Raw genomic sequence first — 13,906 nt, forward strand, 5'->3', positions numbered from 1 at the left:
CCTTATCCGCGTCATGACACGCTTCCTGCGAGGACCTCATGTCGAGCCACGGCAACACGCACACCCCGCCTGCTGAGCCTCGCGCATGTTGAGCACGGTCATCGGCGTGGTGGTCCTGCTGCTGCATGCCGCGGGCGTGCTCGCGGCCATGCACGCGGTCATGAATACGCGCACGCCGCAGGGCGCCTTCGCCTGGGCGCTCGGACTGGTGCTGCTGCCCTACGTCACGCTGGTGCCGTACCTCTACCTGGGGCGCAGCCGCTTCCACGGCTATGTCGACCTGCACCGCGTGCGGCGCGAGCAGATGCACGCGCTGGCGAACGTCCGGCTGGAGACGGGCGCGACCTCGCGCGAGGCCTGCGCACGCTATGCGGAAATCGCGCACATGCTGGGCACGCACTTCCATGCCGGGCAGACGCTGCGACTGCTGGTCAATGGCGACGCCACCTTCGACGCCATGCTGACGGCCATCGGCGAGGCGAAGCATTGCGTGCTGGTGCAGTTCTTCATCATCCACGACGACGCGCTCGGCCGACGCATGCAGCAGGTGTTGCTCGAGCGCGCGCGCGCCGGCGTGGAAATCTGCGTGCTGTACGACGGCATCGGCAGCCATGCGCTGCCGCACCAGTACGTGGACACGCTGCGCGATGCCGGCGTGTCCGTCCATCCGTTCGCCACGCAGCGGCGCAGCAACCGCTTCCAGCTGAACTTCCGCAACCACCGCAAGATCGTGGTGATCGACGGCAGGCGCGGCTTTGTCGGTGGCCTCAACGTGGGCGATGAATACCTGGGCCTGAAGCCGCCGCTGGCCCCGTGGCGCGACACCCACCTGCAGATCGACGGGCCCGCGGTGGCCGACCTGCAGCGCAGCTTTGCCGAGGACTGGCACTGGGTCACCGGCGCCTTGCCGCCCTTGCTGCTACCCCAGCCTGGCGAAGGCCATTCGCAGACCCTGATCGTTACCACCGGGCCCGCCGACCGGCAGGAAACCTGCTCGCTGTTCTTCGTTTCGGTGATCCAGGCCGCACGCAAGCGCCTGTGGATCACCACGCCGTATTTCGTGCCGGACCAGGCGGTGATGTCCGCATTGCGGCTGGCGGTGTTTCGCGGCGTGGACGTGCGCGTGCTGATGCCCTCGCGCCCCGATCATCACGCGGTCTTTCTTGCCTCGGGCCTTTATGCGCACGACGCCGTGCGTGCCGGCATCCGGGTGTTTCGCTACCAGCCGGGGTTCCTGCACCAGAAGGTCATCCTGGTCGACGACGACACGGCCTCGGTCGGCAGCATGAACCTCGACAGTCGCTCGTTCCGGCTCAACTTCGAGATCGGTGCGCTGAACGTGGACCGCCGTTTCGCCATGCAAGTGGAAGCCATGCTGCGCGAGGATTTCTCGCATGCGCATGAAGTGACTGAGGCGGAGTACCTGAGGGCGCCCTACCTCAGGCGACTGGCGATGCACGTGGCCCGACTGTTCGATCCGGTGCTGTGAGGGGCGCAGGCGCGCAACTCATGCGCGCGTCGCACCGCCGTGACGCAGATGCAGGGTGATGGTCAGCGCCGCTGCCGCCAGCGACATCACCGCAGCCGCCACGAACATCGGCGCATAGCGGCCGCCCGCCACGATCCATCCGCCAAGCGGACCCGTCACGCCCAGCGCCACGTCGACGAAGACGGAATACGCCGCCAGTGCCGCGCCGCGATTGCTCAGGCTTACGCGCGCCACCGCCTCCACGCCCAGCGCGGGGAAGATCAGCGAGAAGCCGATACCGCTCAGGGCCGCGCCGGCCATCGCGACGCCGACCTGGCCGGCGCTCGCCAGCACCAGCAGCCCCGTGCACTCGACCAGCAGCGACATCAGGGCCACGCGATAGCCACCGAAATGCGCGATGGTCCAGCCAAGCAGCAGGCGCACGCCCACGAAGCACACGCCAAAGATGCTGAGCGTGGGCGCGGCGCCGCTCCAGTGCCGGCTGGCGTAGAACAGCGTGATGAAGGTGGCGATCACGCCAAAGCCCACCGAGCCCAGCGCAAGGCTCATGCCGTAGGCTGCGACACGACCGAACACATGGCGCATCGGCAGCCGCTCGCCGGCCTCGACCCGCACGGCCGGTCGCCGCCACGCCAGCGCGAGCGCCAGCAGCATCAGCAGCAGGCCGGCGATGCCGATCATGATGAAGCCGCCGACCGATACCAGCACGACGCCCAACGGCGCGCCCACGGCGAGCGCCCCGTAGGTGGCGATGCCATTCCACGAAATGACCCGGGCCGTGTGCGCGCTGCCGACCCGGCCGATGCCCCACATGATGCAGCCCGTGGCAACGCAGCTCTCGCCCATACCGAGCGCAAGCCGGGCAAGCAGCATCACGGCGAACGAGATTGCCGGCGTCCCGCGGGCCAGCGCGGCCACGATCATCAGCAGGCCACTGGCGCCGCACGCCAGCATGCCGATCAGCGCGGCACGCCTGGGCCCTGCGGTATCGGAGGTGCGACCGGCGAAACCCCGGCTGAGCAGGGTGGCCACGTACTGGGTACTGATCACCAGGCCGGCGAGCACGGCCCCCAGGCCCAGGTCGTCGTGCACGAACGGCGGCAACACGGCCAGTTGCATGCCGACCACCAGGTAGGCCAGGAACGTGAAGCACACGACCTGGACGATGCGCAGCGTCAGCGGCAAGCCGCCTGCAGGGTCTTCAACAGCGGTTGTCATGGGGAATGCTGGGTGGAAAGTGGGACGCGCGAACCGCGGCGCGTGCCATGCGCACGCGCCACGGCGAAAACATCAGGCCGGGCGTCGACGCGCGAACAGCAGCCAGCCCAGGAAAACCCCCAGTGCCGCGCCGATGAATTCGCACAGCACGCGCAGGCCGAGGTTTTCAGGATCGTGCACCTGGGCCAGCTTGACCTTGAGCAGCTGCAGCGACTGCAGCCGTCCGTAATTGAAATAGAACAGGTTCCACAGATCGCCGCCGCCCGCCAGCACGACGCCCAGCAGGTAGGCCCAGCCGATTTCCAGGCCGACGCTCCAGCCCTGTGCCCGGCCCACCAGGCGAAACACCGCCAGCAGGACGAACCCCGCGACGACGGCGATGCCACCGGCTTCCAGGCCGCCGATCAGGCCGTCGCCCATCCAGGATTGGTCGTAAGGCATGCCCCTGTCCTCGTTGTTGTTGTTTGCCGGCATTATGCCTTTAGCGGGGTTTTCACGTAGGACATCTCCTACCGTGAACTCCGAACATCGCGGACATGGCACTCGTCGAACCCGTCACATCGCCCTAAGCAGCCAGCCCACTAGACTCTCGGGCCGCAACCTTTTACGAGCCTCGACGCGTCCATGAGCCACCCCATCAGCCGACACGCCGCCCTGATCGTGGTCGATGTGCAGCCGGATTTCATGCCCGGTGGCGCGCTGGCCTGCCACGAAGGCGATGCCATCGTCGCAGGCATCGGCGATCTGCTGAAACGGCGGGTCTTCCAGACGGTGGTGGCCACGCAGGACTGGCACCCGGCCGGTCACATTTCCTTCGCCAGCTCGCACCCGGGCCGGGCACCGTTCGAGCGTATCCCGCTGTATGGCCACGCCCAGACCCTGTGGCCGCCGCACTGCGTGCAGGAATCCGCCGGGGCGGCGTTGCACCCGGCGATCGACTGGTCCGGTGTAGACACGGTCATCCGGAAGGGCGAAGACCCCGCGGTGGACTCGTACAGCGGTTTTCGCGAGAACCACGGCCCCGGCGGCCGGCGCCCCGCCACGGGTCTCGCCGACTGGCTGAGCGCGCGCGGCGTGGATGAGGTCTACGTGTGCGGGCTGGCGCGCGACGTCTGCGTGCTGTGGACCGCGCAGGACGCGGTCGAGCTGGGTTACCGCACCCATGTGCTGTGGGATCTCACCCGCCCGGTATCGCCGGACAGCGACTTAGCCACGCGCATACGTTACGACCAGCTCGGCGTCGACCTCCTCGATTCGGCGGCGCTGGCCGGATAAACGCTCAGCCGTCGTTCTCGGTGGCGACGCTGAGGTGCGGCACGCCATCCTCGTCGAGGGTCACGGCGATCTCGATGGGCCGGCAGCAGACCTGGCAATCCTCGACATAGCGCTGGCTGTCCACCGAGTCGTCCACCAGGATGTCGATGGGCTCGCCACAATACGGGCAGTGGATCAGGACAGGCTCGGGCATGACGGACGCGCTCGCTGCCTGGCCGGGCTCAGCGCTTCGCCAGCGACAGCGACGAGCCGTGGGCATTGATGTCGATGGTGACGCTCTCGCCTGCACCCACCGTGGCGTCCACCCGTGCATCGCCGGGCTTGCGACAGGCGCCGGAATTGTCCAGCGTCACTGCATGCGTACCGCTGGGCAGGTGGAAGGCCACCTGCTCGCCGATCTCCAGCTGTGCGGCGTACTTGTCGTCGATATGGATCTGGCTGGAACAGCCGCCGCCGAACCAGCCGTTCTCGCGCACGACCAGCAAGGTGGCATCGCCGGCCCCGGGGGCCTGGTAGAGGAACACACGATTGGCCACCGCATCGCGAATCGCGGTGTCGTGGTTGTTCGCCGTGCCGCAGCCAGCCAGCATCATCGCTCCCACCACGCACAACATCGCTTTCATGGACAGTCTCCGGCTTGCCGAGGGATCGGCCGGAGCATCGCGGGCCGGCGATCAAACCCGCGTGAATCGCCCTCAGGCTGGCGGCGTCCAGGCCGATGGCGGCAGGATCTCGAACCATCCCTCGCGCGCGGTGCGCCGCGCCAGCTTGAGCACGGCCTTGTCCTTGCTGAGCAGCCAGCGCGCACCCGACGCCAGCGCCAGCTCGAGGAATTTCTGGTCGTCCGGATCGGCGCAGCGTGGCAGCTTCACTTCGTGGCGCGGCGCCAGCGCCGCCGCGGGCAAGCGCTGCGTCCAGCGATCGAAGGCATCGGCGGCGCCGGCCCGCGCGTCCTCTTCCAGCGCCAGCGCTGGATAGCCCAGCACCTCCAGCCATTCGTCGCGGCAGGCATCGTCCACCACGGCCTGCACCGCACCGGCCTGCAGCGCGGACCACAGCCGGGCGCATGCTGCGTCCCTGAACACGAACAGGTCCAGCGCGACATTGGTATCGAGGACGAGGCGGGGCGGGCTGGCGGGCATGGCGCGCATGGTGGCACAGCCTGGCGGCCATCCGCAGGTAAAATGGTGGCCCTTCCCCATCCTGGACCATCGTCATGACTGAGCGCCTTTTCGACGACTACGTGGTGCGTTCGACGGCGGTCGCCGAGGGCTCCCGCTTCACCGCTTGCCTGGTGGTGACACCGCGCGACCACAACGGTTATCCGGTCTATTACGCGGTGTGCGAAAACCGCAGCTTTCGCGAACAGGCGAAGGCCGAGCTGGCGGCCGCGAGCACGCTGGCCGCCGTACTCGCGCTCGAAGGCGATGGCACGCCGGTGTTTCCGGACGGCTATACCGGCTTCGACGACGAGCCGGCGGGAAGCCCGGCCGAATGACCTCGCTGAAGTACCTCGGCGGCTATCCGCCCGCCTTGCTCGACAAGGTGCGGCAGCTGATCGAGCGCGACGAACTGGGTGACTATCTGCAGCGGCGCCATCCCACGCGCCACGACGTGCAGAGCGACAAGGCCCTGTATGCCTACGCCAATGCGTTGCGGCAGGAGCACCTGCGTCATTCGCCCGGCATCGATCGCGTCTGGTACGACAGCAAGCTCGACGTGATCCAGCGTGCGCTGGGCCTGCACACGGCGATCTCGCACGTGCACGGCGGACGCCTCAAGGCGCGCAAGGAAATCCGCATTGCCTCGCTGTTCCGCGAGACCGCACCCGAGTTCCTGCAGATGATCGTGGTGCACGAACTGGCGCACCTGAAGGAACCCGAACACAACAAGGCGTTTTACCAACTGTGCGAATACATGCAGCCCGACTATCACCAGCAGGAACTGGACCTGCGGCTGCACCTGACCTGGCGCGACGTACTGGCCGCGCGCAACGCGTGAATGCATCGCGCCGCTAGAATGCGGCGATCACGCCGGGACGCGGCGTGCCATCCGAGGGAGTACTGACGTTCCATGGACCTGAGGCCGTCGCAGCTGTTCCATCAGCGCCCGCGCATGATCTCCATCGGGGGCCGGCCGTTCGTGAGCCGCGGCCTGACGCGGCGCATCGCGGACGACATCTACCACTATGCGCTGACCATTCGCTGGCCCACCTTCTTCGCGCTGGCCGCCACCATCTTCGTGCTGGTGAACGTGCTGTTCGCCTCCCTGTACCAACTGGGCGCGCAGGCGATCGCCAACCGATACCCGGACAATTTTGCCGGGGCCTTCTTCTTCAGCGTGGAAACCCTGGCAACCGTCGGCTATGGCGACATGCACCCGCAGTCGGTCTATGGGCATGTGGTGGCCACGGTGGAAATTTTCGTCGGCATGCTGAACCTGGCCCTGGTGACCGGGCTGGTGTTCGCGCGGTTTTCGCGGCCGCGCGCCAAGATGATCTTCGCGGACCATCCCGTGATCCGGCGCATCCATGGCCAGCAAACCTTGATGATCCGCGCCGCCAATGCGCGGCAGAACGTGATTGCCGCGGCGTCGGCCAAACTGCACCTGCTGGTGCGCGAGTCCACGCCCGAAGGTTTTCGCCTCCGGCGCATCCACGACCTCAAGCTGATGCGCAGCGAGCATCCGATGTTCATGCTCAGCTGGAGCGTGATGCATGTGATCGACGAGAGCAGCCCGCTGCACGGGCTCACGCGGGAAGAGCTAGCCTCGCTCGAGGCGGTGCTGATGCTCTCCATCACCGGCATCGACGAGACCACCTCGCAATCGATCCTGGCCCGCCAGCAGTGGCGTCACCAGGACTGGCGCTGGAACCATCGTTACGTCGACCTGGTGCAGGACGACGGGACCGGCGTCAGCCACATCGACTACAGCGTGTTCCACGACGTGCTGCCGGTGGATGAGGACGAGGACTCGGACCGCTTCTGAATGGCGCCCGCCTCCGGGCGGCGCCTCACAGGGTCAGCAGCACCTTGCCGATGGACGCGCGGCTTTCCAGGAAGGCATGCGCCTGCGCGCCATCGCGCAGCGGGAAGCGGGCGGCGATGTGCGGCTTGAGGTTACCAAGGCGGATCTGCTCGAACAGGGCCGTCGCCCGTTCGCGCCGCGCCTCGGCGCCGGTCAGCACGTTCCACAGGTCGCCGCCGGTGAGGGTGAGCGAGCGATCCATCAGCAGGCGCGGATCGACCGGGTCGGGGTCGCCCGCCGCCATGCCGTAGAACACCACGGTGCCGCCGATCCGTGCCGCCGCCAGGCTGTCGGACAGCGTGCGCCCGACCGAGTCGTAGACGACGTCCGCGCCATGCCCGCCGCTCAGGTCGCGCGCTGCGGCGACCCAGTCGTCATAGCCCACGGCCACATCGGCACCGGCCGCGATCACGGCATCGCGCTTGGCCTCGCTGGAGGCGATGCCAAGCACCACCGCGCCCAGCGTCTTGAGCATCTGCACCAGCAGCAGGCCCACGCCGCCAGCCGCTGCGTGGACCACGGCCACGTCATCGGGACGCACCATGAAACTGTCCGACACCAGGTACTGGGCGGTGAGGCCCTGCAGCAGCACGGCGGCGGCGGTATCGAAGCCGATGTCGTCGGGCAGCGGGATCAGGCGGTCGCGATCCACCGACACCAGCTCGGCGTTGGCGTAAGGCATGTCGGCGAAACCGACCCGGGTGCCGGCCGGGAACAGCGTGTCGCCCGCGATGGCCGTCTCCACCACGCCGGCGCCCTCGTAGCCCAGGGTCCACGGTGCCGTGCCGCTCAGGTGATAGGTGCCGTTGCGACGGTACACGTCGGCGAAATTGAGGCCGACGCTGTGCATGCGCACCAGCACCTGCCCGGGGCCCGGCACGGGATCGGCGCGCTCGGTCCAGCGCAACACGCCAGCCGGCCCGAAGCGGTCGAAAGTCAGTGCGTGCATGGGCTCAGGTCCTGGGCAGGGATAGTCGATAGCTGCAAAGCATGACAGCTTTGCCGGGTGGCCTGTGGGCACCGGCCTGGCCTAGCCGCGGGCTGCCCGGGGGCGCTTCCTTTCGCGAAGCTGTATTTTTTCGTCAACCCGTCGCAATATCACGCGTTGTTCACGCCCACTGGCCGTGACGTTCGCGGCGTATGCACAGGGAGACACGCCATGCGGCGCACCTTCGTCGTGGGATGCCCACGATCAGGCACGACCATCGTCCAGGCCCTGCTGGCGCGCCATCCTGCCGTCTACACGCTGCCGGAAACCGCCTTCTTCGAGCAGATGCATGGCGAGCTGGAGTGGCGCTGGGGCGACTCCCTGGCCCAGCCCAGCCGGCGCCGGTGGCGCCAGCGCCTAGGGTTCACCCGGCGCCACGCGCGGGAGTCCTTCGCCGCCCTGCACCAGCAGCTGACCGGCCAGCCGGCTTCGATGCGCACGCCGCTGCGGGTGGGGACGCTGTCGCGGCGCTTCATGCACCTGCTGGACCGCTCGGCCGCGGCCGACGGGCGCGGCATGTGGTTGGAAAAGACCCCCAACCACCTGCTCTACATCCCGGAGATCGAAGCGGTGGCGCCTGATGCGCGCTTCGTCCACGTGGTCCGGCGCGGGGCCGATGTGCTGGCCTCGCTGATCGACGTCTACCTGCGCTTCGAAAACGACCTCGTGTTCGGCGGGGGCACCGTGCACTGGGCGCGACGCTGGAACCGCGCGGTGCACATCCATGGCCAGCACGTGGGCCGCGGGCACCATCATTTCGTGTTCCTCGAGGACCTGGTGCGCCAGCCCGAGCTGGAATGGGAACGGCTCTGCGCCTTCCTCGACCTGCCGGTCGACGTTCCGCTGGACGACGCCTGCCAGCAGACCATCGCCGACCTCAACCACGAGCCCTGGAAGCACTCGGCCATCCACGGGCAGTTGCGCGAGGCCGATCGCAAGGTCGACAGCCTGTTCGGCCCCAAGATGCAGCGGTGGCTGCAGACCCACCTCGCCTCCTACGACGACCTTCGCGCCCAGTGCCGCGCCGACCTCGCCCGCGCCGCGGCGCCGCGGCACCTGGCCCATGAAGCAGCGGCGGTGCGCATGGGCGTCGGCTAGGCGCCCCGAAACGCGAACGGCCCCTCGTCGCCGAAGGGCCGTCCGTCTGGCGCTGCCGTGCCCGACGGCCTCAGCCCATCGGCACCGGCACCTCGCTGGCGCGGTTGAAGTCGCCGATCGCCTCGACCAGGTCAGTGACCGCCAGGCGCTCGACCTCGGTGAGGTCCGGGTTCCAGCTGTCGAGGATCAGCACCACGCGGGTCTCGCCGCTGCGGTTCCATGCCTCGTGCTCGAAGGTGTCGTCGAAGGTGACGCAGCGACCTTCCTTCCACTCGTGGATTTCCCCGCCCACGTTGATGGCGCAGGCGGCTGGCACGATCAGCGGCAGGTGCGTGACCAGGCGCGTGTTGGTGACGCCGCGATGCGGAAGGATGTGCGTGCCCGGCTTGAGCACCGAGAACAGCGTTTCGGGCGCGTGGTCGCGGATGCGCACCAGCGGCAGCGAGTCGAGCAGGGCCGAAGTGCGCGGGCAACCGGCACATTCCGCCTCGAAGCGTTCGCCATGGCGGTAGAAGAAGTAGCCGTCCCACGCGGCCGCCTCGGTGCCGGACGAACTCAGGTGGCCCTTGAGATCCTCCGGCGACTGTTCGCCCAGGAAGGGCAGCAGCGGCCGGTTTTCCGCCAGCACGGCGCGCAGTTCTTCGCGGATCATCCCGGTGGCGGCTTCGAGTTCGGCCTGCCACGGGAAACGCGCCGTGGGGTAATAGGCCTGGCTCGGCACGCCCGGGAAATAGAGGAATTTCGGCTTCTGGCGCGGATCCGGCAACGGTGCCGGCTGCTCGCCCAGATAGATCGAGAGGCAATGCTCCACGCGCGCCAGTTCGGACTGCCCGTAACGCTGGCGCAGCGGCTCGAGCACGGCATTGAAGACCTGCGGACGGCCGGCGTCGATGAAGCGGATGGCATGCTTCACCGCATCCTGCAGGCCGGGCGCGGTGCTGGCATCGTTCATCCAGCGCCCCTGCGACTGGGCGGTGTTGACCGCACCGAAATACGCCAGCAGCGCAGCATGCGTATCGCCCAGTTGTTCGAGCGCAAGGCCCAGGCGCAGGCGCACGACGAACTGGTCCGGAGCCACCTCCAGCGCGCGACGGAAGGTCTGTGCGGCGCCCCGCAAGTCACCGGACATCATCTGCGCCATGCCCAGCTGGTGCAGCACGCTGACATCGCGCGGCCGCGCCGTGTCGGCGGTCAGCAGCATGGCCACGGCACGCACCGTGTCGCCGCGCATGACGTGGCGGCTGGCCACGAACTGCAGCGCCTCCACGTCCGCCGGGACCAGCTCCAGCAGCCGCAGGAAGCACTGCTCCGCCAGCATTGCATTGCCCTGCTTCAACCCGTTGTGCGCCATCTCGCGCAGCGCCGCGGAACCCAAAGGCATTCCGCCATTCATCGCCTGATCTACTGCCATGCCCCGTCGCTCACCTCATGAGAATGCCGCGGCTGGGCCGCGGCGCGAGCAGGCATAATAGACCCGTTTCAACAGGCCGCGCGCACCATCGGCGTTCACCGGGGCAGCGTCGCGCAATGACATCCTGATCGGGAAAGCGATGAATCCGCGACTGCAGGGGCTGGCACCGGCCGCCACCCAACAAGTGATGATCGCCGGCCAGGCGCTGGACGCCGGCCGGGTGGACGAGGCCGACCAGCAGCTCACGCAGGTGCTGGCGGCCTACCCGGATCATCCCGAGGTGCTGCGCATGAAAGCGGGCATCTTCAGCATGCGGGGCCAGCACCCGGAAGCGCTGCGCACGATGCAGCGCGCGCTGGCGCAGCGCCCCCAGGACGCGCTCTACCACAACACGCTCGGGTCGCTGCTGGGCACGGCCGGCATGTACGAGGCGGCCATCGAGGCCCTGCACCGCACCTGCGAACTGCAGCCGGGCCTGCCGCTGGCCTGGTACAACCTCGGCGTCATGCTGACCAAGTGCGTGCGCAACGAGGAAGCAACCGCGGCGTTGCAGCGCGCCATTGCGCTGGCGCCGAACCACATGGGCGCCCGTGCCCTGCTCGCCGACTTGCTGCGCACGCGCGGGCTGGTCGATGAGGCGGCGGCCGAATACCGCAAGCTGATCGCCGAGCGTCCCTGCGAGGGCCTGGCCTGGTGGGGGCTCGCCGACCTCAAGAACCAGCGCTTCAGCGAGGCCGACGTGGCGCAGATGCGCGCCGCGCAGCTGCGTCCGGATGCCACCGAGCGCGACCGCATTTCCATCGGCTTTGCCCTCGCCAAGGCACTCGACGATGCCGGGCAGTACGCCGAGTCGCTGGATGCGCTGGCGCAGGCCAACACCATCGGCCGACGCCTGCAGCCGTGGAATGCCGCGGCGTTTTCCGCCAGCGTCGGCGGCATCCATGCGGCCTTCGAGGGTGCCCAGGCCAGCGCCCCGGCTCCGCTGGGGCAGGAAGTCATTTTCATCGCCAGCCTGCCCCGCTCGGGCTCGACCCTGGTCGAGCAGATCCTCGCCTCGCACTCGTCGATCGAAGGCGCCGGCGAACTGGCCGACCTGCCGCTGGTGCTGGGCGAAGAATCGCGTCGCCGCGGCAAGCCCTTTCCGCAGTGGGTCAGCGAGATGCAGGCAGCCGACTGGGAGCGACTGGGGCGGCGCTACCTGGAGCGCACCGCGCGCTGGCGGCAGGAACGGCCGATGTTCACCGACAAGCTGCCCAACAACTGGCTCTACATCGATGCGATCCGCGCGATGTTGCCAGGCGCGCACATCGTGCTGTGCCGCCGCGACCCACTGGAGACCTGCTTCGCCTGCTATCGCCAGCAGCTCGATGGCAGCAACGGCTATACGCGTACGTTCGAGGATATCTCCAGCTTCTGGCGCGATTTCGACCGCAGCGCCACGCTCGGCGCAGCGCGGCATCCGTCGCATGTGCGCGAGCACAGTTACGAGACCTTGCTCGAGGATCCCGAGGCAGGCATCCGCAGTCTGCTGGCATTCTGTGGCCTGCCGTTTGAAGCAGCCTGCCTGCAGTTCCACGAGAACCGCCGCGAAGTGCGCTCGCCCAGCGCCACCCAGGTGCGGCAACCGCTGCGGCGGGACACGGCGCGCACCGCCCGCTATGGCAGCCTGCTCGATCCCCTGCGCAAGGCGCTCGACCTGCCCCTCTGGCAAGCATGAGTCCACTCTCGCAGGCTTTTGGTCGCGCCGAGGAGTTCCTCGCCAGCTACGCGCAGCGCCTCGCGGCCGGCGCGGCCCCGGCCGCGCGTGACGGCCTGCTCACCGCGCTGTCGCTGGCCAGCGAGCAGGACTCGCTGGAATGCGCGCGGGCCCTGGTGCTACGTGGCGACCTGGAAACGGCGCGCGCCGTATTCGCGGCAGCCGCCATGCGCCATCCCGACGCAGCCGAACTGCAGCTAGGGCTGGCCGGGCTTTACTGGCAGATGCAACAGCCGGCGCAAGCCGAGTCGTTGCTGCGCGAATGGCTGCAGGGCCATCCGGCGGACACGGCCGCGACCTTCCTGCTGGTGCGCCTGCTGCGCGAGCAGGGTCGCATGAACGCCGCGGCGCGGCTGATGCTGCGCCTGTTCGAGCATGGTCCGCACGACGTGGACACGGTCATCCAGGCCGTGGAGTTGCTCGATGACTACAGCCGGCCACAGGAAGCCCTGCAGATCTGCGAGGCCGCCCTGGCAGCGGGCCCCCAGGATGCACGCCTGCACGCCTATGCCGGCATGCTCGGCATCCAGCTCGGCCAGTTCGAGCGCGTGCGCGAGCACTATCGCTACGTGCTGGACCACGAACCGCAGGCGGTCGAGTGGAACATCCCCATCGGGCTGTCGGGCCTGCAGCGCTATCGCGACGGCGAGCACCCGGATTTCGCCCTGTTCCGCGAGGTGCTGCAGCGCCCCGGCCTGAGCGACAAGGCCCGTACCCAGCTGCTGTTTGCCCTCGGCAAGGCCCACGACGACCTGGGCGACTACGCGCAGGCCGCCGCGTATTGGCGCGAGGCCAACGGCCGCGCCAGCGCCGACAGTTCGTGGTCGCGCAAGCTGTGGCAGCGGTCGATCGAGGCCCGCCTGGCGGCCGGGCCTTATCCGCTGGCCCTGGCGCCCGCTTCCGACTGGACGCCGATTTTCGTCGTTGGCGTGCCACGCTCGGGCACTACGCTGCTGGCGGAGCTGCTCGCCCGCCAACCCGGGGTCGTCAATCGCGGCGAACTGGGCTGGCTGCAGTCCATCGCGCAACGCCTCTCGCTGGCGCCCTCGCATGACCACGCCGCCTACGAGCAGGCCGCCGCGCTTTACACCGCGCAGCTGCACCAGGACGACACGGAAGCCAGCTGGTTCATCGACAAGCAGCCGCTGAACCTGCTGCACGTCGACCTGATCATGGCGCTGTGGCCGCATGCACGCATCATTCATTGCCAGCGCGATGCGCGCGACACCGCGCTCTCGCTGTGGTCGCAGTCATTCCACGACCGCGCCCACGATTACGCGTACGACTTCCAGCACATCGCGGCCGTCATCCAGGGTTGCCGGCGCCTGATGGCGCACTGGAACGAGCGCTACGCGGCATCGATCCGCACGATCCGTTACGAAGACCTGGTGGGCGCGCCCGACGACAGCATCGCGGACCTGGCCATGTGGCTGGGCATGCCGGCAGCCACGGTTGGCGGTCACACGTCGGCGAACCACGGCATCGCCACCGCCAGCGCCTGGCAGGCGCGCCAGCCGGTCTATACACGCTCCGCCGGCCGCTGGCGCGATTACGCGCCGTACGAGCCCGAGCTGCTGAAGATCCCCGAGCGCTGAGCGCACCCGCTTACGCTCGATCACCGGCGAGGGCCGCGTGCGAGGCGGC

At 68.5% G+C, this 13,906-nt stretch carries 15 protein-coding genes; 8 read left to right on the top strand and 7 right to left on the bottom strand.

The features are described 5' to 3' along the window. Positions 1-85 precede the first annotated feature (85 nt). A complete protein-coding gene (gene cls, locus ACXU4B_RS09890) occupies positions 86-1,489 on the top strand; it encodes a cardiolipin synthase (protein WP_131410042.1) in 1,404 nt (467 codons plus the stop codon). An 18-nt stretch (positions 1,490-1,507) separates the two neighbouring features. Here the strand turns inward: cls and ACXU4B_RS09895 are convergent, their stop codons facing one another. Together ACXU4B_RS09895 and ACXU4B_RS09900 are read right to left on the bottom strand one after the other, a co-directional pair. Continuing rightward, complete coding sequence (locus tag ACXU4B_RS09895) at positions 1,508-2,707, bottom strand: MFS transporter (RefSeq protein WP_131410044.1); 1,200 nt, start codon at positions 2,705-2,707, stop codon at positions 1,508-1,510. Positions 2,708-2,779: 72 nt separating this feature from the next. Then, on the bottom strand, positions 2,780-3,148 hold the full coding sequence (locus ACXU4B_RS09900; RefSeq protein ID WP_131410046.1) for a hypothetical protein: 369 nt from the start codon (positions 3,146-3,148) through the stop codon (positions 2,780-2,782). A 183-nt stretch (positions 3,149-3,331) separates the two neighbouring features. On the opposite strand from ACXU4B_RS09900, the gene pncA reads away from it, so the two are divergent. After that, positions 3,332-3,982, top strand: a complete 651-nt coding sequence (gene pncA, locus ACXU4B_RS09905) for a bifunctional nicotinamidase/pyrazinamidase (RefSeq protein WP_131410048.1) — start codon at positions 3,332-3,334, stop codon at positions 3,980-3,982. Positions 3,983-3,986: 4 nt separating this feature from the next. Here the strand turns inward: pncA and ACXU4B_RS09910 are convergent, their stop codons facing one another. From ACXU4B_RS09910 to ACXU4B_RS09920, 3 genes are all read right to left on the bottom strand, one after another. Next, positions 3,987-4,175, bottom strand: coding sequence for a CPXCG motif-containing cysteine-rich protein (locus ACXU4B_RS09910; RefSeq protein WP_131410050.1), 189 nt, complete (start codon positions 4,173-4,175; stop codon positions 3,987-3,989). 28 nt (positions 4,176-4,203) lie between these two features. Next, positions 4,204-4,605 (bottom strand): hypothetical protein, encoded by a 402-nt coding sequence (locus tag ACXU4B_RS09915; protein ID WP_131410052.1) that lies wholly within the window; start codon positions 4,603-4,605, stop codon positions 4,204-4,206. A gap of 72 nt (positions 4,606-4,677) precedes the next feature. Next, on the bottom strand, positions 4,678-5,133 hold the full coding sequence (locus ACXU4B_RS09920) for a PIN domain-containing protein (protein ID WP_131410054.1): 456 nt from the start codon (positions 5,131-5,133) through the stop codon (positions 4,678-4,680). Between the two features lie 65 nt (positions 5,134-5,198). On the opposite strand from ACXU4B_RS09920, the gene ACXU4B_RS09925 reads away from it, so the two are divergent. From ACXU4B_RS09925 to ACXU4B_RS09935, 3 genes are all read left to right on the top strand, one after another. Beyond that, on the top strand, positions 5,199-5,480 hold the full coding sequence (locus ACXU4B_RS09925) for a hypothetical protein (protein ID WP_131410056.1): 282 nt from the start codon (positions 5,199-5,201) through the stop codon (positions 5,478-5,480). After that, positions 5,477-5,983 (top strand): M48 metallopeptidase family protein, encoded by a 507-nt coding sequence (locus tag ACXU4B_RS09930; protein WP_131410058.1) that lies wholly within the window; start codon positions 5,477-5,479, stop codon positions 5,981-5,983. Before ACXU4B_RS09925 ends, ACXU4B_RS09930 begins: the two co-directional genes overlap by 4 nt. A gap of 72 nt (positions 5,984-6,055) precedes the next feature. Further along, positions 6,056-6,970, top strand: a complete 915-nt coding sequence (locus ACXU4B_RS09935; protein ID WP_131410060.1) for an ion channel — start codon at positions 6,056-6,058, stop codon at positions 6,968-6,970. Positions 6,971-6,995: 25 nt separating this feature from the next. Here ACXU4B_RS09935 and ACXU4B_RS09940 read toward each other — a convergent pair whose 3' ends face one another. Beyond that, a complete protein-coding gene (locus ACXU4B_RS09940; RefSeq protein WP_131410063.1) occupies positions 6,996-7,958 on the bottom strand; it encodes a quinone oxidoreductase family protein in 963 nt (320 codons plus the stop codon). A 210-nt stretch (positions 7,959-8,168) separates the two neighbouring features. Between ACXU4B_RS09940 and ACXU4B_RS09945 the strand changes: the two genes are divergently transcribed. Further along, positions 8,169-9,095, top strand: coding sequence for a sulfotransferase family protein (locus tag ACXU4B_RS09945; protein WP_131410065.1), 927 nt, complete (start codon positions 8,169-8,171; stop codon positions 9,093-9,095). 70 nt (positions 9,096-9,165) lie between these two features. Here the strand turns inward: ACXU4B_RS09945 and ACXU4B_RS09950 are convergent, their stop codons facing one another. Beyond that, positions 9,166-10,476 carry an aspartyl/asparaginyl beta-hydroxylase domain-containing protein gene (locus ACXU4B_RS09950; RefSeq protein WP_240734068.1) on the bottom strand — a complete coding sequence of 437 codons (1,311 nt, stop codon included), beginning with the start codon at positions 10,474-10,476 and terminating at the stop codon, positions 9,166-9,168. A gap of 169 nt (positions 10,477-10,645) precedes the next feature. On the opposite strand from ACXU4B_RS09950, the gene ACXU4B_RS09955 reads away from it, so the two are divergent. Further along, entirely contained in the window at positions 10,646-12,223 is a 1,578-nt protein-coding gene (locus tag ACXU4B_RS09955; protein WP_165583179.1) for a tetratricopeptide repeat-containing sulfotransferase family protein, read from the top strand. Continuing rightward, positions 12,220-13,857, top strand: coding sequence for a tetratricopeptide repeat-containing sulfotransferase family protein (locus ACXU4B_RS09960; RefSeq protein ID WP_131410067.1), 1,638 nt, complete (start codon positions 12,220-12,222; stop codon positions 13,855-13,857). The genes ACXU4B_RS09955 and ACXU4B_RS09960 overlap by 4 nt, the downstream gene beginning before the upstream one ends. The last annotated feature ends 49 nt before the right edge of the window (positions 13,858-13,906 follow it).

This window comes from Dyella soli, assembly GCF_054482295.1.

Bases quoted from the DNA above. Each gene is read 5' to 3' on its own strand.
- ACXU4B_RS09930 (WP_131410058.1), top strand. From the start codon at position 5,477: ATGACCTCGCTGAAGTACCTCGGCGGCTATCCGCCCGCCTTGCTCGAC.
- ACXU4B_RS09925 (WP_131410056.1), top strand. From the start codon at position 5,199: ATGACTGAGCGCCTTTTCGACGACTACGTGGTGCGTTCGACGGCGGTC.
- ACXU4B_RS09900 (WP_131410046.1), bottom strand. From the start codon at position 3,148: ATGCCTTACGACCAATCCTGGATGGGCGACGGCCTGATCGGCGGCCTG.
- ACXU4B_RS09920 (WP_131410054.1), bottom strand. From the start codon at position 5,133: ATGCGCGCCATGCCCGCCAGCCCGCCCCGCCTCGTCCTCGATACCAAT.
- pncA (WP_131410048.1), top strand. From the start codon at position 3,332: ATGAGCCACCCCATCAGCCGACACGCCGCCCTGATCGTGGTCGATGTG.
- ACXU4B_RS09955 (WP_165583179.1), top strand. From the start codon at position 10,646: ATGAATCCGCGACTGCAGGGGCTGGCACCGGCCGCCACCCAACAAGTG.
- ACXU4B_RS09945 (WP_131410065.1), top strand. From the start codon at position 8,169: ATGCGGCGCACCTTCGTCGTGGGATGCCCACGATCAGGCACGACCATC.
- ACXU4B_RS09915 (WP_131410052.1), bottom strand. From the start codon at position 4,605: ATGAAAGCGATGTTGTGCGTGGTGGGAGCGATGATGCTGGCTGGCTGC.
- ACXU4B_RS09935 (WP_131410060.1), top strand. From the start codon at position 6,056: ATGGACCTGAGGCCGTCGCAGCTGTTCCATCAGCGCCCGCGCATGATC.
- ACXU4B_RS09910 (WP_131410050.1), bottom strand. From the start codon at position 4,175: ATGCCCGAGCCTGTCCTGATCCACTGCCCGTATTGTGGCGAGCCCATC.
- ACXU4B_RS09950 (WP_240734068.1), bottom strand. From the start codon at position 10,476: ATGCCTTTGGGTTCCGCGGCGCTGCGCGAGATGGCGCACAACGGGTTG.
- ACXU4B_RS09960 (WP_131410067.1), top strand. From the start codon at position 12,220: ATGAGTCCACTCTCGCAGGCTTTTGGTCGCGCCGAGGAGTTCCTCGCC.
- ACXU4B_RS09940 (WP_131410063.1), bottom strand. From the start codon at position 7,958: ATGCACGCACTGACTTTCGACCGCTTCGGGCCGGCTGGCGTGTTGCGC.
- cls (WP_131410042.1), top strand. From the start codon at position 86: ATGTTGAGCACGGTCATCGGCGTGGTGGTCCTGCTGCTGCATGCCGCG.
- ACXU4B_RS09895 (WP_131410044.1), bottom strand. From the start codon at position 2,707: ATGACAACCGCTGTTGAAGACCCTGCAGGCGGCTTGCCGCTGACGCTG.